The 22755-nt window shown below is 40.1% G+C and carries 19 protein-coding genes and 1 pseudogene; 17 read left to right on the top strand and 3 right to left on the bottom strand.

Features of this window, described 5'->3' with window-relative positions:
* Window positions 1-25: 25 nt before the first annotated feature.
* From dctP to ACSFXN_RS00745, 4 genes are read left to right on the top strand one after another with little or no spacing between them, the layout of a single operon-like run.
* Window positions 26-1087 carry a TRAP transporter substrate-binding protein DctP gene (gene dctP, locus ACSFXN_RS00760; RefSeq protein WP_437148294.1) on the top strand — a complete coding sequence of 354 codons (1062 nt, stop codon included), beginning with the start codon at window positions 26-28 and terminating at the stop codon, window positions 1085-1087.
* A 25-nt stretch (window positions 1088-1112) separates the two neighbouring features.
* Complete coding sequence (locus ACSFXN_RS00755) at window positions 1113-1598, top strand: TRAP transporter small permease (protein WP_437148293.1); 486 nt, start codon at window positions 1113-1115, stop codon at window positions 1596-1598.
* A gap of 14 nt (window positions 1599-1612) precedes the next feature.
* Window positions 1613-2920 carry a TRAP transporter large permease gene (locus ACSFXN_RS00750; protein WP_437148292.1) on the top strand — a complete coding sequence of 436 codons (1308 nt, stop codon included), beginning with the start codon at window positions 1613-1615 and terminating at the stop codon, window positions 2918-2920.
* A gap of 26 nt (window positions 2921-2946) precedes the next feature.
* Window positions 2947-3615: a carboxymuconolactone decarboxylase family protein gene (locus ACSFXN_RS00745; RefSeq protein WP_437148291.1), complete on the top strand. Its 669-nt coding sequence runs from the start codon at window positions 2947-2949 to the stop codon at window positions 3613-3615.
* 161 nt (window positions 3616-3776) lie between these two features.
* Here the strand turns inward: ACSFXN_RS00745 and ACSFXN_RS00740 are convergent, their stop codons facing one another.
* Window positions 3777-4598 (bottom strand): neutral zinc metallopeptidase, encoded by an 822-nt coding sequence (locus ACSFXN_RS00740; protein ID WP_437148290.1) that lies wholly within the window; start codon window positions 4596-4598, stop codon window positions 3777-3779.
* A gap of 419 nt (window positions 4599-5017) precedes the next feature.
* On the opposite strand from ACSFXN_RS00740, the gene ACSFXN_RS00735 reads away from it, so the two are divergent.
* From ACSFXN_RS00735 to ACSFXN_RS00720, 4 genes are all read left to right on the top strand, one after another.
* The gene (locus ACSFXN_RS00735) at window positions 5018-5443 is read left to right on the top strand and encodes an S-layer homology domain-containing protein (RefSeq protein WP_437148289.1); all 426 of its coding nucleotides are present in this window, start codon (window positions 5018-5020) and stop codon (window positions 5441-5443) included.
* Between the two features lie 160 nt (window positions 5444-5603).
* Window positions 5604-6014 carry a YbjN domain-containing protein gene (locus ACSFXN_RS00730; protein ID WP_437148288.1) on the top strand — a complete coding sequence of 137 codons (411 nt, stop codon included), beginning with the start codon at window positions 5604-5606 and terminating at the stop codon, window positions 6012-6014.
* Window positions 6015-6180: 166 nt separating this feature from the next.
* A complete protein-coding gene (locus ACSFXN_RS00725; RefSeq protein ID WP_437148287.1) occupies window positions 6181-7980 on the top strand; it encodes a M3 family oligoendopeptidase in 1800 nt (599 codons plus the stop codon).
* A 464-nt stretch (window positions 7981-8444) separates the two neighbouring features.
* Window positions 8445-9233: an ABC transporter ATP-binding protein gene (locus ACSFXN_RS00720; protein WP_437148286.1), complete on the top strand. Its 789-nt coding sequence runs from the start codon at window positions 8445-8447 to the stop codon at window positions 9231-9233.
* Between the two features lie 58 nt (window positions 9234-9291).
* Here the strand turns inward: ACSFXN_RS00720 and ACSFXN_RS00715 are convergent, their stop codons facing one another.
* The gene (locus tag ACSFXN_RS00715; protein WP_437148285.1) at window positions 9292-10350 is read right to left on the bottom strand and encodes a mechanosensitive ion channel family protein; all 1059 of its coding nucleotides are present in this window, start codon (window positions 10348-10350) and stop codon (window positions 9292-9294) included.
* A 248-nt stretch (window positions 10351-10598) separates the two neighbouring features.
* On the opposite strand from ACSFXN_RS00715, the gene ACSFXN_RS00710 reads away from it, so the two are divergent.
* The gene (locus ACSFXN_RS00710; RefSeq protein WP_437148284.1) at window positions 10599-12050 is read left to right on the top strand and encodes an amidase family protein; all 1452 of its coding nucleotides are present in this window, start codon (window positions 10599-10601) and stop codon (window positions 12048-12050) included.
* Between the two features lie 335 nt (window positions 12051-12385).
* On the top strand, window positions 12386-12808 hold the full coding sequence (locus tag ACSFXN_RS00705; protein ID WP_437148283.1) for a CBS domain-containing protein: 423 nt from the start codon (window positions 12386-12388) through the stop codon (window positions 12806-12808).
* 148 nt (window positions 12809-12956) lie between these two features.
* Here the strand turns inward: ACSFXN_RS00705 and ACSFXN_RS00700 are convergent, their stop codons facing one another.
* On the bottom strand, window positions 12957-13691 hold the full coding sequence (locus ACSFXN_RS00700) for an NERD domain-containing protein (protein ID WP_437148282.1): 735 nt from the start codon (window positions 13689-13691) through the stop codon (window positions 12957-12959).
* Between the two features lie 398 nt (window positions 13692-14089).
* On the opposite strand from ACSFXN_RS00700, the pseudogene ACSFXN_RS00695 reads away from it, so the two are divergent.
* From ACSFXN_RS00695 to ACSFXN_RS00665, 7 genes and pseudogenes are all read left to right on the top strand, one after another.
* Window positions 14090-14854, top strand: a pseudogene (locus ACSFXN_RS00695) (IS30 family transposase).
* 247 nt (window positions 14855-15101) lie between these two features.
* Entirely contained in the window at window positions 15102-16604 is a 1503-nt protein-coding gene (locus tag ACSFXN_RS00690; protein WP_437148281.1) for a hypothetical protein, read from the top strand.
* Between the two features lie 413 nt (window positions 16605-17017).
* On the top strand, window positions 17018-18496 hold the full coding sequence (locus tag ACSFXN_RS00685; RefSeq protein WP_437148279.1) for a lipopolysaccharide biosynthesis protein: 1479 nt from the start codon (window positions 17018-17020) through the stop codon (window positions 18494-18496).
* 25 nt (window positions 18497-18521) lie between these two features.
* The gene (locus ACSFXN_RS00680; RefSeq protein ID WP_437148278.1) at window positions 18522-19643 is read left to right on the top strand and encodes an EpsG family protein; all 1122 of its coding nucleotides are present in this window, start codon (window positions 18522-18524) and stop codon (window positions 19641-19643) included.
* 187 nt (window positions 19644-19830) lie between these two features.
* Window positions 19831-20922 carry a glycosyltransferase gene (locus ACSFXN_RS00675; RefSeq protein WP_437148277.1) on the top strand — a complete coding sequence of 364 codons (1092 nt, stop codon included), beginning with the start codon at window positions 19831-19833 and terminating at the stop codon, window positions 20920-20922.
* 49 nt (window positions 20923-20971) lie between these two features.
* Window positions 20972-21994 (top strand): glycosyltransferase family 2 protein, encoded by a 1023-nt coding sequence (locus ACSFXN_RS00670; protein ID WP_437148276.1) that lies wholly within the window; start codon window positions 20972-20974, stop codon window positions 21992-21994.
* Window positions 21995-22030: 36 nt separating this feature from the next.
* Window positions 22031-22753 carry a YveK family protein gene (locus ACSFXN_RS00665; RefSeq protein ID WP_437148275.1) on the top strand — a complete coding sequence of 241 codons (723 nt, stop codon included), beginning with the start codon at window positions 22031-22033 and terminating at the stop codon, window positions 22751-22753.
* The last annotated feature ends 2 nt before the right edge of the window (window positions 22754-22755 follow it).

Raw genomic sequence — 22755 nt, 5'->3', positions numbered from 1 at the left:
AATGCATGAATGGGGGAGGAATGGCATGAAGCTGGCTAAAGGAGCAAAAGTGGCTTTACTGTTGGGGATGGTGTTCGTGCTGTCAGCGTGCGGAGTCGGCCGAGCAGCTAATCACGATGGAGTGTACGAATTGAGTTTCAATATCCAGGTTCCGTCGACGCATCAATTCCATAAAGAAGTCGTGGAGCCGTGGGCAAAAGAAGTGGAAGAAAAGACTGATGGAAGAGTGAAAGTCAATATTTATAACAGCGGGGCCCTCGGTACTTTAAGCACAGCTTATGAAGATATTCAAGGCGCTGTTTACGATATCGGCTATGTCAGCCCGAGCCTTCATCCGGACACGGAATTGTTTCCATTGTCGATTGGCGATTTGCCTTTCGGCTTATCGGCTCCTTCTGATAGCACAAAAGTTCTGACGCCATTCATCGAAACTTATATGGCGGATACGCTTGAAGATGTGGTGCCCCTTGGCGTTTCCGCCACCGATTCTTATCAGCTGTACAGCAAAGAACCGGTTGAAACCGTAGAAGACGTCAAAAACCAGAAAATTATTGCTTCGGGTTATCAGCGGGTGGATTTGGTCGGATTATGGGACGCGGTTCCGGTCACTCTGGGCTTGGAAGAGATTTATACCTCGCTTGACCGCAATACCGTCAATCAGGCTACGTACACATCGATTGGTGCTGTAGGACTGAAATTGTTTGAAGTAGCGCCTTATATGACGAAAATCGATATGGGCAACACAGCACTTTTCTATTTGATGAATAAACGGACGTTTGAAGCGCTGCCTGCAGACATCCAGACGCTTTTTGAAGAAGAGCTGGCGCCGTCACTCGTCAAAATGAACAGTGACTTATACGGCGGTGCGTCGGCTGAAGCGATTGAAGTGTATGGCGACAGTGTAGCTGAAAAAGGCGGCCGCGTCATCGAGCCGGATGAAAAAGCGCTTGCCGAATTCAAGAAACCGGCCAAAACCGTTTGGGAAGACTGGGTGGAAATGGCCAATGACAAAGGGTTTGATGGCAAAGAGATGATGGAGTTCTACAAAAAATCATTGATAGAAGCAGGTCTCAGTCTGCCTTATTAAGACTAAAATGAAAGCGGGTGAAACGATGAAATATGTGGCGCATCTCGTGTCATTCATAACCAATTTGGCAAAATGGATTTCATTTTCGACGTTAATCATTATGGTGCCACTGGTAACGTATTTTTCCATTTCCCGCAGTCTTGGCTATCCGGTCGTCGGGGACATTGAAATCGTCCAGTTCAGTATGGTTATTCTGATTATGGGTTCTTTAGCCTATACCGAAGCGACTGGCGCCCATATATCGATTGGCGTACTTGCCGACCGCTTCCCGGCGAAAGTCCAATTGGCGCTGGATTTCATGGCTCAGTTTTTAACGATTCTATTCTGCTTTATCGTGTGCTGGGCGTTTATCGTAAAAATCAATTTCGGGCAGACCTCCGATTTACTGAACCTGTCGTTTGTGCCTTTTAAAATTTTCCTGGTCATTTGTTTTATCGGCTGGGCTTTAGAGGCAATGGTGAAATTTATCCGGAATGTAGAAGACTATAAGACAGCTGTTAAAGGCAAGTAGAAAGGGGGAGGGCCATGTCGACAGAAGCGGTTGGTGTTTTAGTGGTTGCAGCTGTGTTTGTTTTGATGTTTTTACGTGTTCCGATCGCCATCGCAATGGTCATTCCTGCAAGTTTGGCAATCATTTTCCTGAGAGGCTGGGATACGTTGGCATCGGTGATCCATAGCGTGGTATGGACCCAGAGCTATCATTATACTTTGAGCACGATTCCATTATTTGTGCTGATGGGGCAATTGCTGTTTGCTTCCGGGGTGACCGATGATTTGTTCAAGACATTCAAGAATTGGTTCGGAAATTTAAAAGGTGGATTGGGAATTGCGACCATCGGAGCTTCGGCAATGTTTGCGACAGCTTCCGGTTCCAGTGTGGCCACTACCGGTACGATGGGCGTCATTGCGACGAAAGAAATGCTGAAAGGCGGCTACAGCAAAAGCCTGACGGGCGGTTCGATTGTCGCAGGCGGGGCGCTTGGCATTCTCATCCCGCCGAGTACGACATTCATCGTCTACGGGATGCTTACTGAACAGTCCGTCGGAAAACTGCTGACAGCCGGCATTATTCCGGGCATCATCTTGACATTATTTTTCATGCTGACCATTTATATTTGCATATTGATCAAACCCAATATGGTAACAGCTGCAGCTCCGGAATACGTGAGCTGGAAAGAGCGTTTTACTTCCCTAAGCTCAAATATCTGGATTCTTTTATTATTCCTGCTGGTGATGGGCGGCATTTACCTTGGGTTCTTCACTGCCACTGAGGCAGCGGGAGTCGGTGCATTCGGGGCATTTTTAATCGGAGTTATCCGCCGGCGTTTGAACTTGAAAAATTTCACGGAAGCATTGCTTGGAACGTTAAAAACCACCGGATTTCTGTTTGCGATCATTCTTGGCGCGTTCATCCTCAACTATATCCTGGTGTTGACGCGGATCCCGAACTTGCTGGCGGATTTCCTGCTGACGGCCGATCTTTCCGCCACGATGATTTTTATCCTGATCATTTGCCTGTTCATCGTCCTCGGAGCGATTATGGATTCGTTGGCGATGATGGTGGTGACGATTCCGATATTGATGCCAATACTGGAATTATTGAATTTTGACTTGATCTGGTTCGGTGTTATGATTGTCCTCGTAGTGGAAATCGCTTTGATCTCACCGCCAATCGGGATGAACGTCTTTGTCTTGAAAGGCGTCACCAATGACTTGGAAATCGTAGATATTTTCAAAGGAGCCACTATTTTCATCGTGCCGATCCTGGCAGTTGTCGTCCTGCTTTATATTTTCCCGGACATTGCCTTGTTCTTGCCGAATACGATGGACTAACCAAAAATAGAATGGAGTAGATGAAAATGAACATTACTGAAAATAAAAGCTTGTATGAGAAAAAGAATTTTGCCCGCCTTCCTGAGTTTGGGAAATTGGCACCGGACGCGTTTAAAGCTTTTGTCCAATTTGATGTAGCTGCACTTCAGGAAAATGAGTTGTCCGCTAAGCTGAAAGAATTGATCGCCGTAGCTGTAGCGCATGTAACGGGATGCCCGTACTGCATCGACTTGCATGTCAAAAACGCGAAAAAACTTCATATGACAAAAGAAGAAATGGCCGAAACGATCCTTGTGGCGACTGCTTTAAAAGCGGGATCCGCTATGGCACATGGCGTTAACGCGCTCAATGCCTATGATGAAAATCCGGATGAAGAATTGTACAAAGAAGTGTATTTCAGCCGTTTGGCAGAATTCTCGAAATTGAACGGTGAAGCGTTCAGCGCATTTGTCAATTTCGATACCTTGTCGCTGAAAGACGGCTTGCTTTCAGCTAAAGAAAAAGAATTGATTGCTGTGGCGGTTGCCCATACAACCGGCTGCCCTTATTGCATTTCCCTTCACGTCAAAGCAGCGAAGAAAAAAGGCGCAACGAAAGAAGAAGTGGCAGAATCCATTTTTGTCGCGACAGCGCTAAAAGCCGGATCGGCACTTGCGCATGGCGTTAATGCATTGAATGCTTTTGATGAAGAATAAATTAAGCGAGTGAAACCGAAGAAATATAATCGGAAAAAGCAACGAAACAATTAATAGAAAAATCCACATCGCAGAACTAAAAGTTCAGTGATGTGGATTTTTTTTTTGTTTAAAACTATTTTTGCTTTAAGTTAAAACTTCCAAAAGAACTGCTTTATTTATCAATACGGATTGAATAAATAAGAATCACAGCTGCTGGCCGATCCATCATTATAACCAAGCATGAATGCGTCTGTCCGTTCCTGCGGCGTGCCGTGTGTCGGATTCGGCGCTGAAGGGTCCTGGCCAATGTCCGCCAGAGTTCTCATAGCTTCCTCGATGTCCGCTGTTTCCAGAAGGCCGCGATGGTAGACGGAGTTTGCCCAGACCCCGGCCAAGCAATCTGCGTTCAGTTCAAGGCTTCTGGAAGTCGCTAAAGGCTCTTCATCTTCGTATATCGGCAGCCAGCCCAATTCTGTCTGCAGATTATGCGCATATTCATGTGCCACGATAAAAGCTACTGAAAAGTCGCCTGCACTGTAGTCGCTCGATGGATCGGAATTGGTTTTATATGTGCCTTTCCAGATTTGTCTGGCCATTTCCTGAGTGACGACAATTTGGTCATCAAATCCGCAATAGAAGGCTTGGGCAGGGTTTTCCAAGTCACCTTCAAAAGCGCAATTGGTATTCACCGGTTCCCCAGGAGCCGGGAACGAGTAGTTGGCAAAAGGATCTGCATGGCCAGCGCCCACCATGATCGGTGACCAAAACGCATCCACATCATTCACCAAATAGACCAAGTAATCGTACATCGAATGGTCCGCAGGCAGATCCGTTTTATAGTCGGGTGCAGGCATTACTCCCGGAGACAGGCTATACGGCTGTGAAGCGAAAGATAATTGAGTTGCTGATACATGAATTACTGGATTTTGAAAATTCCCGAAGCCTGTCAATACAATTGTCAACAATGCAGCAACCAGCAGTTTTGAAGTTTTTTTCATCATGGTCAGCATCTCCTGTCTATTGGAATGAAAAATTGAATATACCTCGGGATTTGTTCAGCTCAGCAGGTGGCTGATATTAGTAATATATAAAATGTACGTTTCTTTCAGTGGCAAGTTTTATTACAATTTATTTCAAAAATTACTGTTATCAGAATATTCTAAAATATACTTTGATTTTATCATATTTATGTTAAAATGATAGTAAGTTATTATATTTATTTTATGATGATACATAAGGATTATGCGGATGGAACACGAGTAGGTGATTCAGGTTAGTAGATGTAATTTCAAAAAGGAGAATGCCTATGTTGAAAAGAACAACTGGTTTTTTCTTTTGTTAGGTTTAGAGCTGTCTGGGATTTTTGGGAGGCAAGCTATTACCGGCAATAATTGTGCCGAAACTCAAGGAGTGGCTCATAATGGAGCAACATCTAAGAAAGATACTCGTCCTTCTCTTAATTCCATTGACTGTGATAATTTGGAATCCAGTAGCAACGGCAGAAGTAGCTGTTGAATCGCCAACTTCTCATGCGGTGACGCCAGACGATTCCCTGTTGGAAACGAATATTACACGGGCTGAAGCGTCTAAAATGTTCGCCATGGCATTAGAATTGCCGATTCCGGCGACGGAAACCGTTTATAACGACGTCCGAGCAACCCATTGGGCGAAAGATTATATTGCAGCAGCTTCGAAAGCAGGATTATTCGATGGTTATCCTGATGGGACATTTAAACCTGAGGAGAATCTTACTCATGAAGAACTTGCGCAAATCCTAATTATGGCTTTAGAGCTGCAGAAAAAGGAAGACAATCAATTCGCTAGTGTTGCTGCTGTTAGGGAATAATTTTTAAACTGTAGATAAAGACTTGCATTGAAGCTATTCAATAAAACAACCGCTCTCAAGGAAATCCTCGGATTTTGAGAGCGGTTGCTGTTTTTCAGGATATTCATTTATGATGGAATGGCTAAGTCGTATGGTTGATTTATAGCAAGGAGGTAATGCCGTGTCTAATGCAATGATTTTTCGAAACCATCTCAAAAAATTAGAAATTCAAGCGAAAGAGGAAGTTGAAGAAACTGGAGAAGTCTTTTTTACGATTGTGGGTACTTTGACGATTGGTTCTCCAGTCGTATTCGAAGTAATGATTTTTGAGAACGAACATATTATTGACATAAAGGCTGTTGATTTCATTAACGTTTTGAGCCTTTTAAAAAGAGCAGGTCTTCATCAACTCTTGAACCGGCTGAACATCTATTGCCGATACGTTAAATTGACAGAAAGAGAGGGTCGTGTCACGGCTGTTTATTCGCTGCCTTACAGTGAAAAAGAGCTTGATCCGGATACGGTGTTGGAGATGATTTCGCTTATGAAGCAGACCATTGACGGGATTATCCCGGAATTTTATGAGTTGTAGCGGATTGGAAATTAACTTGTCGGCTAAGAGTTCCTAATAAATAAATCTTCATCTCTAAGGGCTGTAGCTCTAAGAGGTGGATTTTTTGTATGTTCATCAACTTGAATAGTAAGAATTTTTAAACTAAGATTGAGTCAGCACCTATAAACAAAGGGGAGATTAATAAATGAATCAGTATGAGACTACATGGAACTTGGATTCGATTTTCAAAGGAGGCAGCACGTCTCAGGAATTGAAGATATACATAGCGAAATTCGAAGCCAATTTAAAGGAACTGGCCGAGCTGGTGGATCGTCTCAGCCCGCCAAGCGGACCGGAACAAACAGGAGAGCTGTCTTTGCTTCTTGAACTATTGGACAGCACAACGAAACAGCTGCGGGAAATCGGAGCTTTCACAAGTTGCTTGACTGCTCAGGATATCAATGACCATGAAGCAAAAATACTTTCCGGAAAACGGAGTGAACTGGGTGCTGTTTTTGCTTCGGTACTGGCAAAGCTGGACCAGAAGTTTCTCCAAATAGAAGACGCAGTGTGGCAAGGTTTACTTGAACAGCCGAGTTTGGAACCGGTGGCGTTTGCGCTGAATGAACGGCGAGTGCAAGCCAAGGAAAAGCTTCCACTCGAGCAGGAAGTGCTGATCAATGATTTATCGGTCAACGGCTATGCGGCTTGGAATCAGCTGTACAACAGCCTTGTCGGGAAAATGAGCATCGAGCATATGGAAAACGGCAAGATTAAGAAATTATCGATGGGCCAGGCGGCGAACCGCATGAGCACACCAAACCGAGAAGCCCGCAAAGAAGTATTCGAAAAAATAAGCAGCGCCTGGCAGGAAGAAGCGGAGCTCTTCAGCGAAACTTTGAACAACTTGGCTGGATTCCGGCTGCAGACTTACAAGCACCGGAAATGGGACAATGTATTGAAAGAGCCGCTGGAACTGAACCGCATGAGCGAAAAAACTTTGAATGCCATGTGGGGAACAATCACCGAGCATAAAGCGCCTTTTGTTTCTTATTTGCGGCGGAAAGCGCAGCTGCTTGGCGTTGAAAAACTGGAATGGCATGATTTGAATGCACCGCTGACTAAATCCATGCAGAAAGTCAGCTACCATGAAGCGGCGGCGTTTATTCTGGAGCAATTCGAGCGCTTCAGCCCCCAAATGGCTGAGTTTTCCAGAGGTGCATTTGAAAAACGCTGGATTGAAGCGGAAGACCGACCAGGAAAGCGTCCCGGCGGATTTTGCACAAGTTTTCCGGACAGTGAACAGACCCGCATCTTTATGACGTTTTCCGGGTCCGCGACGAATATCTCGACGCTTGCCCATGAACTTGGGCATGCCTATCATCAGCATGTCATGAACGACACGGAAGCATTGAATCAGCGCTACGCCATGAACGTCGCAGAAACTGCTTCCACATTTGCTGAAATGGTCGTGTCGGATGCTGCAGTGAAAAATGCTTCTTCTAATGAAGAAAAAATTGCGTTGCTGGAAGACAAAATCAAGAGAAGCATTGCGTTTTTCATGAATATCCATTCCCGTTTCCTGTTCGAAACGCGCTTTTATGAAGAACGGAAAAAAGGGGCAGTTTCGGTGGAACGCTTGAATCAACTTGCATTGAATGCGCAGCAGGAAGCTTACGGTAGCGAACTTGCCAGCTATAATCCGACTTTCTGGGCTTCGACTTTGCATTTCCATATTACCGGAGTACCGTTCTACAACTTCCCGTATACATTCGGCTATTTGTTCAGCCAAGGGATTTATGCCAAAGCGCTCGAAACTGAAGGCGGTTTCGAAGAATCCTATAATGCGCTGTTGCGGGATACCGGCCGCATGACAGTCGAACAGCTCGCGCAAAAGCATTTGGGAGTTGATTTGGAACAGGCTGGATTCTGGGAAGATGCGATTGCGGTTTGTGTGAAAGACGTGGAGGAGTTTTTGGAGTTGACGGAAGTGGCTATTGGATAAGAGGGATTTGCGTTGTTTGTGTTTTGCATGATTTTATGTTGGTGTTTGGTGAACGTCGATAGAAAGTTTGAAAACACCGATAGAAAGATGAGAACCGTCGATAAAAATCGGAGAAACACCGATAAAAACCTAAAGAATTACGATAGAACCTGTCCGAAACGTCGATAAAGGTTTTTGGCCAGTAGCTTTTTGCTTTAGCAAAAAGCGCTCTGATTTAAAGGGGCCTTCGCCTTGGCGGAGGGCTTTTCCGATAGGATCTGTTGATCTCCAAGGACTGCTTATTAAAGGAACACCGATAGAAACCGGAGAAACGTCGATAGAAAGCTTAGAAACATCGATAGGAACTCGAGAAACACCGATTGCAAACAAAAAAACGTCGATAGACCCTGCAAGAAACGTCGATTAAAATTCAGGCTGATTGGTTTTAAAGGGACAAAAGTGTTTTGGTTTAGGAAAGGGGCATAATGATGAAGGTTCTGGAACTTGAAAACGTGACAAGAAGGCGAGAAGGGAAAACGGTGCTGAATAACGTCAATTGGCAAGTGGAACGCGGAGAGCACTGGGTGCTTTACGGCTTGAACGGTGCCGGCAAGACTTCGCTGCTTGATATGATCAATGCTTACTTTTTTCCGACAACTGGCAAAGTGAGCGTCCTCGGTCTGGAGTTTGGGAAAACCTATCTTTCCGAGAAACTGCGCAAGCAGATCGGCTTTGTCTCTTCGTCGCTTCAGCAGAAAATAAGTCCATATGACAACGCCTATGAAGTGGTGCTGAGCGGAGCTTATGCTTCTATCGGATTATATGAAGAGACGACAGAAGAGATTGACCAAAAAGGAGTAGAAATCCTGAAGGAACTGGGCTGCCTTGACTATGCGAACCGGAGTTATGAAACCTTGTCACATGGCGAGCGGCAGCGGGTCTTGATTGGCCGTGCGCTGATGGGAGAGCCATCGCTTTTGGTGCTGGATGAACCGACGAATGGGCTGGATTTTATTGCCCGGGAAGAATTGCTCGAGGCCATTGAACGAATTGCGCAAAAACCGGATGCTCCGACCATCATTTATGTGACTCACCATATTGAGGAAATCCTGCCGGAATTCAATAAAACCTTATTATTGAAAGACGGGGAAGTGTTTGCTTCCGGCAATACAGAAGAAATGATAACGAGCGAACAGCTTTCCGATTTTTTCGGGATTCCGGTTGAAGTGAATTGGAATCAAGGCCGGCCGCTGCTTTCAAAAGTGAAAATTTAAAAACGAGAACCCGGCTCTAGTCCGCTTTGTTTGATGGCGGTCTTGGCCAGGTTCTTTTTTATATTTCTTTCGTAACTGGATATTCAGCGAGCTTGATATCGTTTTTGATGAAAATATCAGCGATTGCGTGGCGGATGCGGCTTTCCAGCTGTTCTTTCATCTCGACGTCAACGACGCGAACTTCGACGACGAAGTCGAGCGAAGAGTCCCGGAAGTTGATAAAGCGGACGTCCGGCGGCTCATTGGGAATGCCAGGCACAAACTGCATCTCTGCTACTGCCGCTTCCAAGAGCAGGTGCTCGACTTTTTCAGTGTCATTGCCATAGGCTACGCTGACGACTACACGGGCAAACAGCTTTGCGCTGGAACGGTTTTTGACGATCTGTTCGATAAAGTACTGGTTGGGTACAATGAGCGTGCCGTTTTTTAAAGTTTCGATGACAGTGGAGCGCAGCGTGATTTTCGTGATCTGGCCGATATTTTTATCGATTTCCACCAATTCGCCAACTTTCATCGGCCGTTCAAACAGAATGATGATCCCCGAAACAAAGTTTGCGGCAATGTTCCGTATACCAAAACCGATCCCGATTCCAAGCACGCTGAAGATGACGCCGAGCGCTGTCAGGTCGAGACCGACTGTCGTAAACCCAAGAGCCAATGCAATAAACATGACAATGTAATAGAGGAGCCGGTTGATGGTATAGCCCGTGGTGGCATCTACATCAAATTGCGCGTAGAAAAAAGGCATCACATACCGGTTCAATGCTCTTACCAGGCGGCCGGCAAAGCTGATTGCTATAGCGACGACTACTATTAGGAACACCGACACTTGTATGCCATCCGTTTCATAAAACGGATAAAATAGCCATTGTTCTTCTGAAAAATAAAACAGGAAAAAAAAGATTGCTCCGTAGATAGCGAGCCAGTTCAATAAATCTTCAACGAACGGGAAGATTCGCTCTTTAAAGCGTTTGGATGTAAAAGACTTTTGCAGAAGGAACACCAGGAAGGTCCGTAAGGCGAAAATTAAGGAGAGGTAAATGAAAAACATAAGAAAATCTATTAAAGAAAGTGTCTTTAGAAACTCGATGCCATCGAATAATTGGGTATTGTCCATGTTGATTCCCCATTTCAATGAACGGTATTACTATAAATTTTCCCCTTGTAAAGCTTTTTAAAACAAAAGGATAGGAAGAAACGTCTAAACTTTCTCCAGAAATATTAAAATATTTCTTCTGGTTAGAATTTTTGTTTTATTTTCGGAATTAATTAATATAATAGAAAAGAAGGCGGAAGCTGATTGGGTTTACTTAATAAACCGGAAAGTGCTGCAAAGAGTTCTAAAGAGAACAGGGGCAAACAATCATGGAAAAAATAGCATTCGAAATAGAAGAAGCAACCATCAGCCAAATCCAGCAGGCTTTTGAAGAACAGCTGCTGACTTCAGTGGAGCTTGTCCAGGCTTATTTGGGCAGAATCGAAAAGTACGACAAAAACGGACCGAAAATCAATTCGGTGCTGTCCATCAATCCTGATGCCTTGAAAATAGCAGCAGAGCTGGATAGCATGCGCGGTCAGGAAGGGCAAGGCCCGTTATACGGGATTCCGGTGCTGCTGAAAGATAATATTGATACGGCAGACAACATGCCGACGACAGCAGGAGCGATTGCCCTCAAGGACAATTTCGCAGTTGAAGACGCTTTTGTGGCGGCACAGCTGAGACAAGCGGGAGCGATTATCCTCGGTAAAGTCAATATGAGCGAATGGGCGTATTTCATGACGGAAAATGTGCCGAGCGGCTACAGCGGGCTCGGCGGCCAAGTGCTCAACTCTTACGGAGTGGATGTCTTTGAAGCGGGAAGCGTCGGCGGTTCGAGTTCAGGGACCGGTGCAAGCATCGCGTCAAATTTTGCCGTTGTCGGCATCGGCACGGAAACTTCTGGTTCCATCCTGAGCCCGGCAAGTGCCAATTCGTTAGTCGGCATCAAACCGACAGTCGGCTTGGTTAGCCGCACAGGCATTATCCCGATTGCAGGAAGCCAGGATACAGCGGGACCAATGGCGCGTACAGTGGCAGATGCGGCCATTACACTGGGCATCTTGACAGGAGTCGACGAAAGGGACCCGGCGACTTTGCGCAGTGTTGGCGTGGGCTTGACGGATTATACGGCCCATCTGAAAAAGGAAGGACTGCAAGGTGCCAGAATCGGTGTGGACATCAGCTTCCTGAATGACAAGGAGCCGGAAGAACGGGCCATCATGGAAGGTGCGATTGCCGATATGAGAGCGCAAGGAGCAATCGTTGAGAAAGTAACGATTCCCGTTCAGGAATTTCAATCGGGTGTGCTATGGTATGAATTCAAACGGGGCATCAACGATTATTTGAGCAAAACCTCGGATGCGGTGCCGGTGAAGTCGCTTGCTGACGTCATTGAATTCAATAAACAAGACCCTGCTGTCCGGATGAAATTTGGACAGGTTGAACTGGAGAGGTCGCTGGCACTGAGCAGTGATCCGGCTGATCCGACTTATTTGGAGCACCGTGCTATCGACCTTAGAACTTCTGCTACTGAAGGCATTGATGTGGTGATGGCTGAGCATAATCTCGATGCTTTGCTGTTCCAGAACAACCGCGGAGCAGCGATGCCGGCAAAAGCCGGCTATCCGTCAATCACGGTGCCGGCTGGCTACACCAGTGAAGGGATGCCCGTTGGCGTGACATTCAGCGGCCTTGCATTCAGTGAACCGCGGCTGATTGAACTGGCCTATGCGTATGAGCAGGCGACCCAAAACCGGGTTGCCCCGAAGTTTGAATAAAGTACGTTGAACTACAGCCGCTCCTGCAGGAATCATTGGATTTCAGGAGCGGCTGTTTTGTGCTAAGCCAGTTAGTACTCTGGTTTCATGACTAAGGAAGCAGTTTATTTCAGAAAGAAGCGGGAACAATATAGGTGAAAAAATTTGAGGGGGTGGCGGATGAAACCAACCAATAAAACCTTCGATTCGATAATCCGCATAAATAGGCTGTCAGTTGATTGGTTAAAAGCATTTTAAAAGTCAATTGGGTATGCAGAGGATATTTGGGGCATAAGAGCTGGATTTCATGAATTAAGCTGACGAAGAGTCAACAAAACTAATAGGAGGCATTTCTCATGAAAGTAACAGAAATTATGACAACAGATGTACAAACATGCACACTTGATACACCACTTCAAGAAATTGCGACTTGGATGCTGAATTTGGATGTCGGCTCCATTCCAATTGTGGACAATGGAAAACTGGCAGGGATCATCACCGACCGTGACATAGTCACCCGAGGCATCGCTGCCCAGTTTTCATTGGATACACCAGTGAGACAAATTCTTTCTTCTGACCTGGTCACCGGAACGCCGGATATGGATTTGGAAGAAGCGGCTGATCTGATGGCTGAACATCAAATTCGCCGTCTGCCAATCGTGGAAGGCGACAGACTGGTAGGGATTGTCTCCCTTGGCGACGTTGCGGTGAAAGATCCGTCTGATATGCATGCCGGTTCAGCTATTGAAGATATTTCTAAACCAGCTGAGCCTAGTTAAAGAGTTTTAAATAAAAAGTATTTGAAAAACCACGCTTGTTATCTATTGAATAACAAGCGTGGTTTTCGTATGGACAATTTGATTGGAAATTAAATTGCTTTCTTTTTTCAAAGAAGGAATGGATTCTAGCTGCTCGTTAAGAAATGTCTTATGCAGTAAACCGGCATTTTGGAAAAGACGAGCAGCCTTTGAACGTGCCGTGTTTTCCGGTTCTTGTAACGAGTGGATCACCGCAATTGGGACAGATGTTTGCGAAGAGTTGGCCTTTTTTCTTTTGCTGCGTTTCTTTGATGGTCTGGACATGCTGCTTTTTCGCTTTCGAATCTTTGATATTGGCTTTTTCAAGGTGAGTTGCAAAAGCGGCGATCGCCTGTTTGGTGAGCAGAGATTCCTTATAGGATTGAATTGCCCTTACGATGCCGGTTGTATGAAGGACATGTATGTGTGAAGACTGAATGTCCACTTTTTTTAACGTACTATTGCTTGAAAAGCTGATGATGGAAACCATCGGATGTTGATATCCCGGGAATTGCTGTTCAAGCATTTTGATATGGCCATAGTTTTGGCGGATGGGATTGTGGAATTGCTTTTTGGATTTGTAAATGGTTTGCGTCCACTTTGCGCTTTTTTCAGAACCGAAAATCCAGCCTTGGTAATTTTTCGTCTCAATGACAAAGATGCCGTTCCTGCCAATAACGACATGGTCAATTTGAGTAGTTTTGCTGCCATCACTTAACGTGATATTGTGGAGGATTTTGTAATCTTCATTATCGAGTTTCCTCAAAGCGAAACGGACTCCAAGTTCTCCGAAAAAACCTTTTACGAGCGGTGATTTTAAGACTGCTGCTGCTATAATCATGAGAATTAAAAAGAAAAATGGCATAAACACCTCTAGGTAAATGTATTTAGGTCTATTATCTCATTCTACTACTTGTATTAAAAGGCATTTTAATTTTTCAAATAATTATTTGGGTATACAGGATTTACTATTTCTTTTTTTGCAATTAGGAAAAGCAAGGATTTTTGTTTAGAAGGAAGTCCCTTATCAATTGAAGCTTAATAATGAGAAAAACCATTTCTTTCAAATATTTTTAAAACGCAAAAGCTCGGTATCCAAAACTGGTGAATGTACGAGACGGTTCTACTGTTTTAAAAGATTTATGGTTTTTAATAAAAGACGAATTGTAATATTAAGTGCAACACCCTGAAAACAAAAAGGGCCCAATGACAGATTCGTGTAAAATGTAAGTTACCACACCAACACTACACGGAGGTTCTGTCATGAACTACGTCCATCTTACCATATCCGAACGCGTCAAAATAGAAACCTTAGCGGATTTGAATTACTCCATCCGTGAAATTGCCCGCCAATTGGGACGCAGTCCTTCTGCCGTTTCGCGTGAATTGAAGCGTTGCGAACGTGCGGGTTTCTACTAGGCGGAATCAGCTCAGGAAACCTATACGGGCAGGAAAAAGCGCTGTGGCGTGAAGTCCCATGGAACAGAAGAAACCTTGTCCCTCATCCAAAAGAAATTTAGAGAGACCTGGTCACCGGAACAGATTGCCAACCGGCTCTTTGAAGAGAGCCTCTGCTTTAAAACCATTTATCGCTGGATTTATGAAGGGCTGCTTCAGGTGCTGCTAACGGTGCCTCGGCAAAGGGAAAACCAGGAAACGCGCGGCCGTTTTACCATCGGAACACCGATAGCAAAACGGCCAAAAGAGGTCCGGAAACGGGAGGCGTTCGGTCACTGGGAATTGGATACGATCGTCTCCGACCGGGGCAAGGAAGTCAGCTGTTATCCTACGCTTGAAAAGGAGTTGAACATTCGCGTGTATTTTGCGGACCCCTATACCTCCTGGCAGCGCGGAAGCAACGAAAATGGCAACGGGCTCCTACATGAGTTCTTTCGAAAGAAGATTGATTTCGGCACCGTTAGCGAAACCGAATTGAACAAGGCGCAGCAGTTGATCAACAACCGGCCACGGAAATGCCTGAAGCAGAGAACAGTTAACGAAGCGCTCATGGACGAAGTGTTACACTAAATTTAACAAACTATCAAAAGTAAAAAACAATCAAGAGAAATTTCCGAAAATCCGAATTGTGTATTTAATCGAGGGCATAGGTGATAATATTTATTTAGAATTATAAAATTACGGTAGAGAAAAATTCTAAGAAAAATAAAAAAGTAATCATGGAGAAATTGCATGTATAGTAACTCAATATAGGGAGTGCGCTGATAAAAGGAGCTGAAAAATTACTTTTAAACCTATTCAGGAAGGAGGGAATATGATGACATTAAATGCTTTACTAGGGGATTATTTTTGTGAAAGATATAGTATAGACCCGAATCAAGCCTACGTCATTGAAAGAATCGATTCTCAAAAACTGCTAAATATAGATAGGATCGATATAGTTGTTAAACTTAAGTATATTGAATTTAGAGAAAAAGGATATGATTTGAGCTTTGTCAAAGACCTATATGCTTCTCACATCGAAGCATTTACTTTCGGTAATTTTACTGAAGCAGGAAATGCTCAGAAAAATACTCTTGAAAAATATTTTGAGGTTTTTGATCATCTTATTGATGAAGTAAAACGAAATGGTATTGACGAAAAAATCTCAGTGATTCCTGTAGGTGTAGATAATAAAATATTGGATGGTTCGCATAGATCCGCTATAGCGATTTATTTTAATCAAAAAGTTCCTATTATTCGTTTTAAGAATATAAACATTAAGAACAATCCGGAATTTTTTAAAGAACGATTATTAGAAGAAAAATATATTGATTATATGGTGGCGGAATATTGTAAATTGAAGAAGAATATTTATGCAGTTTGTATTTGGCCGGCTGTAAGAAGAGACAGGAAAAGAAAAGAAGCAGAAAAGAAAATGTTAGAATCAAGAAAAGTTGTATATAGAAAAAATATTAAGCTTACTTATGAAGGTTTATATAGGTTTATTTATCAGATTTATTTATCACAGCCATGGGTTGGAAATATGGATAACCATTATGCAGGAGCCTATCACAAAACAAGTTCTTGCTATCATGAAGGTGGATTTATAACTCTTTATATTTTGGAACCAAAAAGTTTTGAAAATAATATTGGGATTAAATCCCGAATCAAAGATATTTATGAATTTGAAAAAGATGAAATTTATATAACCGGTAATGAAGAAGAGACCTTAAGACTTATAAATCTTTTATTAAATAATAATACAATAAATTTTTTAAACATGGGAAAACCTGAACACTATAAGGATTTCAATAATAAAATTAACCTTTTTAAAAATAAAATTTTTGAAAATGACTTATTGCTGGAAAATTTTTTGGTCGGTTCAAGTAGTACACTGACCTTGTATGGATTACGGAATTCCGAGGATATAGATTTTCTAAGTATCTCAAAAAGTCATAAAATCATTGAAGAAAAACTAATCGACAATCACCAGGAGTTTCTAAAATTTTATGAGAAAAGTATAGAAGATTTATTATTTAATCCAGAAAATTACTTTATATATAAAGATGTAAAATTTATAACCCTTGGGAACTTAGCAAAGTTCAAGAAAAATAGAAATGAAAAAAAGGATAAGATGGATTTAGAATCAATTATGAATTATGTAAATGATAACCAGGTGTTAAAATCTAATATGCATAAAACTAAGCATTTCCTTCAAAGAAAGAAAAGAAATATGATTTATATAAGCAAGAAAAAAATAAGTGAGTTGTTACGTTTCTTAGGTGTTTATGAATATTCAAGAAAACTATATCTAGTGTTTAAAGAAAAAAAAGAATAAAAATATAAACTTTTTATTTTCAATTCGTAGAGTGGCTAACTTTAGAAAAATTAATTAATTTCATTCCACAAAATAATGACTAATCAATTTTCCGATTATTAAAATAGCCTTGCTAATAGATGCTTTAAAGCCTCTATTAGCAAGGCTATTTTAAGTTAAGTAAGATTTTCGCAGAAGATAAAACAAAACGTAATGGAAGTATCACTACAAATCCGTTAGATTTCTAAATTATCCGACAATTAAGAAGATTAATATGATAGAATGAAAAAAACTAAGCAATTAGTATTGATTAATTAAAAAAATAAAATAATTTATTGCATTTTTTATTAATTATATTCAGGATACTCTTCTAAAATCATTTCACTGGCTTTAATTGCATATAGTTTTTAAGTCTATGGAATAGGAGAAAATGTATGAAAACGCAAAGCACATTAAAGAAGAAAGCGGTTAGGGGAGTGCTTTGGAGCTTTGGCGATAAACTGGCTAATCAAGGAAGCCAATTTATAATTCAAGTCCTTTTAGCGCGCCTGTTACTTCCTGAACACTTTGGATTAATAGGTTTAGTTCTTGTCTTTAATGCGATTTCAAGTTCTATTGTAGACAGTGGATTTAGTCAAGCGCTAATCCGAGAACGGAAAGTCACACAGAAAGACTATTCCACAATTTTTTTCTTTAATATGGCTGTCTCCATTTTTATATATTTAATTTTATTTATGATCGCTCCGTTAATGAGCGAATTTTTTGAAGAACCTAAACTAAGTTTAATTTTAAGAGTATTAGCTATAGGAATTGTGATCAATTCATTTGGCATCATACCTCGAGTTATGTTTGCTAGAGAAGTAGATTATAAAACATTAGCAAAAGTTAACTTTGCAACAAGTATAGTATCAGGGATGGTGGCAATCTACTTGGCTTTGAAAGGTTTTGGCGTATGGAGTTTAATAGCCCGTGTATTGATAATGAATGTTTTACAATCTTTTTTTTCATTATTGGCAACCAGGTGGGTTCCAACATTAATATTTAGTTTATCTTCTTTTGGGAGACTATTCAGTTTTGGATGGAAGCTGCTTATTTCAGTGCTGATAAACACAATATATCAAAACATCTACACGTTAATAATAGGTAAACAATTTTCAACTGTTCAATTAGGTTATTATTCAAATGCTTATAGATTCAGCAATATGGTTTCTCAAACATTAACTTCTACTATCCAACGTGTAGCATATCCTATTTTAAGCAGCATTCAAGACGAGGAAGAGCGATTGAAGCAAACTTATAGAAAAACTATTAAAATTACAGCTTTTGTCTTATTTCCTTTAATGATCGGGTTAGCGGCAGTAGGAGAACCACTTATAGCTTTAGTGTTCGGGGAACAGTGGATGCCGATGGTAATCTATTTCCAACTTCTTTGTTTAGCAGGAATGCTTTATCCCATTCAATCGATAAACTTGAACGTTCTTCAAGTTAAAGGAAGATCGGATTTGTTTTTAATTTTAGAAATTATTAAGATAGCTGTGGCTTCAGTTTTGATTATTTTAGCCATCTGGTTAGAGACGGGGATTTTAGGATTAGTTGGTTTAGCAATATTGAATTCTTACATCGCCCTTTTTATCAATACTTATTTTTCTGCGAGTGAAATTTCCTATCCCATTATGGAGCAGATAAAAGATTTAACTCCAATTTATATTGTTTCAATGATTATGGGGGCAGTGGTATTTATTATAGGCAAACTATTGCCATATGGGAGTCTGCTAGAGTTAATCATTCAGGTTTTCAGTGGTTTTGTTTTTTACATTCTTGGTTGCACATTTAAGAAAGTTACAGAATTGAAAACCGTCTATGAATTACTTGTCCCTATCGTAAAAAAAATTAAACTATTGAAAGCTGGTTAATACTTTTAGATGAGGGAGGGATTCAATGTATGCCTATATAATAATAGGAAGTTTGATATATATGATTTTTCTTTTCAACCTTCCTCTTCTTCACCATAAAAATAATGGGCTGACGCACTTAAAAATTTTCCGGTTTTTTCTTCTAATTCCTATCATTGTTTATTTCTTTTTTTTAGCATTATTTAGGTCTTTGAATGTTGGCACAGATTACTCTATGTATTATGAGGTTTACGTCAACGGGAAATACACCGAACACTTCGACTTTTTCATTATACTTATCTATGAATTTGCGCGCCAAGAAAACAATTTCCTTATTTTCACTTTTATCATAACAGGGTTATTTATAACATTTAATCTATTAGCTATAAAGAAAACATGTTATAACTTTTTTGTAAGTTTTACTTTTTTTGTTTTATCATTCTACTTTTTTTATGTCTTAAATGGAATGAGGCAAGCAGTCGCGATTTCGATTCTCTTTTTGGGAATTTACTATATTCGTAAGGAACAATTTAAGCTGAAAGATTTGCTGTTATATATATTGTTAATTTTTCTAGCGAAACAATTTCATTTTAGTGCAGTATACATGTTTCCACTAATATTTTTGAGGTTTATCAAAATTGACAAACCAATCGTAATAGTTGCTTTTATCTTTACTGCAATCAGCTATTTTTCTCCATTTACAAAAGATATAGCAACAAGCATATTAATGAACTTCAATTTTTATGTCCAAAAATATGTGAATCAACCAGAGTACTTTTTTAGTGTAAATAAAGAAAAAGGCATAGTAGAGTTTATGCCGGTGATGATCCAATACTTTTTTTTATATTATAGTCTCACTTTAAAACAAGCAAAAAGCATTTCTAACAGATTTACTCTTAATTATTATTTAGCTTTCTTATTCTTGTATGCTGGCTCTGGAATTGAGGCAATTGACAGATTGCAGCTTTACTTTTATCCGGCGGTTATTTTGTTTTACGATTACTTTATTTATTCCATCTATTCAAACGGAAATGGTGAAAAAAGGAAACCATTAATGAGTATGCCTAAAACTATGGCTATAGTATGTGTATCCTTTTGGTTTTTATATTTTGTTATAAGAGTTGCCCAAGGAACCTTAGGAATAAACCCTTATGAAATAATGAGCTAGAAAGGACTTGGTTTAGCTTATTCAGGTGCACTTTTTTAAAATCCTAAGCACTCTTATAGAAAAAAGAAATTTTTTTAAAGCGTATAACTACATCTAAGAAGGAGTATCTTTCAACACAATTAAATATTCCTTTTAGTTAAATATATTGTGCCTCTAAAATCTTTTAAGAAGAAGAGGAGTGAGCCAGTTGAAAAATGTATTATTAATGGCCGAAGCATATGGAGGTGGCGTAAAAACATATATAGATACGATTATGCTGAATCGGCAACAGATTGCTGGTGTTCATATTAAAGCCTTTATAAGTTCTAAACGTTTGGACAAAAATGAAGAAATAAGTTCAGAATATTTAATTGACGACAATTTGTCTTTTGGAATTTCCCCACTTAGATTAATAAAAGCATTTAAGAAGCTTAATCAGATAGTAAAAAGCAATAAAATTGATATTATTCATGCAAATAGTACTTTTTCAGGTATTGTGATTTATTTGTATGCTTTTTATAATAGGCGACTTTTTTATATTTATACACCGCATGGGTATTATTCCTTTAAAAATATGGGGAAAGTCAAAAAATATAGTGTGAAATTTGTTGAAAAAAAAATAAATGCCTCTGCTAATTTAATAATCCATGTTTCATATAGTGAAGAAATTGCGGCAATCGAAAATAATCTGGTATCACCAGAAAAATCTTTAGTCATTTTAAATGGAACAAAAAATCCGGAAATAAAATCTGTTAAAAAAAGAGGAAGGAATTTTACAATTGTTAATTTAGCTCGTGTAGATGATCCGAAAAATCCTTTTGAATTTATTAAAATAGCTCGAGATTTGATTAAAGCAATCCCGAGTCTCCAATTTATATGGGCTGGAAATGGAAGATATCTTGAAGAAGCCAGAGCAAGAATCAGGGGTTACCAGCTGGAAGATAAAATTGAATTCATAGGTTTTGTCAAACAGAAAGAAAAAATTCTGGAGCAGTCTGACTTATATTTCTCAACCTCACAATACGAAGGGTTGCCTTTTGCTGTAGTAGAAGCTATGTCTTATAAATTGCCACTTTTATTATCTGATATTACAGGGCATAGGGACTTAGTAGAAGGGGAAAATAATGGGTTATTATTCAAAAGTGATGAACATCAAAGAGTATTTCATTTTATACAAAGTTTAGTTGATGACAAAGAAAAATGGGCTTCATTGTCAAACGGTTCTTACAGGATTTTTAACGAGCGATTTACCATTAATCAGATGTTGAAAAGGTTAGGGGATGTTTATCGAAGTGTTTAATCTGACGATTTGTGATGTACTGTAAGGAAGTTCAGTGGAGGTGTAACCAATGGAGAAAATTAATGGTTTAAGTTTGATCATTCCCATTTATAATGTTGAAGATTATATTGAAGAATGCTTGTTATCTGTTATTGAAAGTATGGGTGAATTACCGAACATTCAAGTTATCTTAGTTGATGACGGATCAAAAGACAGCTCCGGTAGAATTGCTAAGAGGTATGCAGATTCTCATTCCAAATTTCTCTATTTATTAAAGGAAAATGGAGGCTTATCAGATGCCAGAAATTATGGGCTCGACTATGTCCAATATGCCTATGTAGCATTTTTGGATAGCGACGATTCTATTCGTTCACCATTTTTCGAAAAAATATTTGAGGCAATCGAAGGGCAACCTGATATGATAATTTTTGATTGGTTAGATATTGAAGAGGGACGAGTATCTCAAGTAGTAAAAGGCATGGATTTTGCTGAAGTTCTTTGGTCTGTTCAACCGGGCGCTTGGAATAAAGTCTATAAAACAAAATTGTTTGAAAATGTAAAATTTCCGAAAGGCCAAGTTTTTGAAGATGTAGGAACTATTTATAAACTACTCCATTATATAGACCATTATATTTATATTAACCAGCCTCTTTATAATTACAGAAAAAATCGGAAAGGAAGTATTCTTTCAACGGTTTCACCAAGTATTAATGATATATATAGCGTACTGGAAGATACTTATCGTTTTTATATTGATCAGGGTGCTTTGAATGGAGAGAATCGAAAAGGATTATGCTATCAATATGTCAAATTACTTTGTTGGTCAAATATGTATAGGCAATTACAGTTTTTCAAATATAATTTTTGGGGATTTTATCGAAAAATGAAAAAAACCCGGCAATTGATTTACAATAGATTTCCTGACTGGAAGGACAATGAGTACTTGAAGAGAAATGTGATTTTCTTCGAGAGAAGACTAGGGGAGAATTATATAAAGAAACTTGATTGCATTGGCCAGTCTCCTGTAAGAACGTTTAATACAATCGTTTTTATTGTAACCAAAAACAGAAAAAAATTTGTTCAAGCAAATTGATTTGTAATTAGAAATATAATAACAGGAGGTTCTGTTATGGAGGAGACTTTAGATTTACGAAAAGTTTTTGATATTTTGAAAAAGAGGCTTTTATTGATTTTGACTATACTTTTAATTGGAATTAGTTTGACAGCGGCTGTTTCATATTATTTGCTTACACCAGTTTATGAAAGTTCATCTCAAATTCTTGTTAACCGAGAAGGGGTTGGGTCTCTAGCTAATGAGGATATAGAGACGGACTTGCAACTGATTAATACTTACAGTGTTATTATAAATAGTCCAGTAATTTTGGAGCAAGTGATCGAAGAGTTAAATTTGAATATGACAGTTGAAGAATTAAATGAAAAAATTATAGTAACATCTGCATCAGAATCCCAAGTAATTGATATTTCTGTAAGAGACCAAGATCCTAAAACTGCTGCAGCTATTGTGAACGCTATAGCTGATATATTTGAAGATGAAATACAGGAAATAATGAATGTAAATAACGTCACAATTCTGTCCTTGGCAACAGTGAAAGAAAATCAGTCACCTGTAGCACCGAATATATGGCTAAACTTAGCTATAGCAGCAGGAGTAGGATTATTATTGGGTGTGGGACTTGCATTTCTCCTGGATTATTTAGATACTACTGTAAAGAATCAACGAGATGTGAAAAGGCTGTTAGATGTTCCGGTGCTTGCGATGATTTCGACGATTACTACAGATGATAAACCTTCAGCCAAATCAAAACTTGCTCTGAAAGAGAAGGAGGCCTGACC

Source organism: Planococcus sp. 1R117A, assembly GCF_051417975.1.
Taxonomy (GTDB): domain Bacteria; phylum Bacillota; class Bacilli; order Bacillales_A; family Planococcaceae; genus Planococcus; species Planococcus shenhongbingii.
Note: the sequence above shows the minus strand (reverse complement) of the source record. Positions and strands in the feature narration are given on the sequence as shown.

What these genes read in the sequence shown, in the direction of transcription:
- dctP (WP_437148294.1), top strand. Translation starts at nt 26, where the DNA reads ATGAAGCTGGCTAAAGGAGCAAAAGTGGCTTTACTGTTGGGGATGGTG.
- ACSFXN_RS00755 (WP_437148293.1), top strand. Translation starts at nt 1,113, where the DNA reads ATGAAATATGTGGCGCATCTCGTGTCATTCATAACCAATTTGGCAAAA.
- ACSFXN_RS00750 (WP_437148292.1), top strand. Translation starts at nt 1,613, where the DNA reads ATGTCGACAGAAGCGGTTGGTGTTTTAGTGGTTGCAGCTGTGTTTGTT.
- ACSFXN_RS00745 (WP_437148291.1), top strand. Translation starts at nt 2,947, where the DNA reads ATGAACATTACTGAAAATAAAAGCTTGTATGAGAAAAAGAATTTTGCC.
- ACSFXN_RS00740 (WP_437148290.1), bottom strand. Translation starts at nt 4,598, where the DNA reads ATGATGAAAAAAACTTCAAAACTGCTGGTTGCTGCATTGTTGACAATT.
- ACSFXN_RS00735 (WP_437148289.1), top strand. Translation starts at nt 5,018, where the DNA reads ATGGAGCAACATCTAAGAAAGATACTCGTCCTTCTCTTAATTCCATTG.
- ACSFXN_RS00725 (WP_437148287.1), top strand. Translation starts at nt 6,181, where the DNA reads ATGAATCAGTATGAGACTACATGGAACTTGGATTCGATTTTCAAAGGA.
- ACSFXN_RS00720 (WP_437148286.1), top strand. Translation starts at nt 8,445, where the DNA reads ATGATGAAGGTTCTGGAACTTGAAAACGTGACAAGAAGGCGAGAAGGG.
- ACSFXN_RS00715 (WP_437148285.1), bottom strand. Translation starts at nt 10,350, where the DNA reads ATGGACAATACCCAATTATTCGATGGCATCGAGTTTCTAAAGACACTT.
- ACSFXN_RS00710 (WP_437148284.1), top strand. Translation starts at nt 10,599, where the DNA reads ATGGAAAAAATAGCATTCGAAATAGAAGAAGCAACCATCAGCCAAATC.
- ACSFXN_RS00705 (WP_437148283.1), top strand. Translation starts at nt 12,386, where the DNA reads ATGAAAGTAACAGAAATTATGACAACAGATGTACAAACATGCACACTT.
- ACSFXN_RS00700 (WP_437148282.1), bottom strand. Translation starts at nt 13,691, where the DNA reads ATGCCATTTTTCTTTTTAATTCTCATGATTATAGCAGCAGCAGTCTTA.
- ACSFXN_RS00690 (WP_437148281.1), top strand. Translation starts at nt 15,102, where the DNA reads ATGACATTAAATGCTTTACTAGGGGATTATTTTTGTGAAAGATATAGT.
- ACSFXN_RS00685 (WP_437148279.1), top strand. Translation starts at nt 17,018, where the DNA reads ATGAAAACGCAAAGCACATTAAAGAAGAAAGCGGTTAGGGGAGTGCTT.
- ACSFXN_RS00680 (WP_437148278.1), top strand. Translation starts at nt 18,522, where the DNA reads ATGTATGCCTATATAATAATAGGAAGTTTGATATATATGATTTTTCTT.
- ACSFXN_RS00670 (WP_437148276.1), top strand. Translation starts at nt 20,972, where the DNA reads ATGGAGAAAATTAATGGTTTAAGTTTGATCATTCCCATTTATAATGTT.
- ACSFXN_RS00665 (WP_437148275.1), top strand. Translation starts at nt 22,031, where the DNA reads ATGGAGGAGACTTTAGATTTACGAAAAGTTTTTGATATTTTGAAAAAG.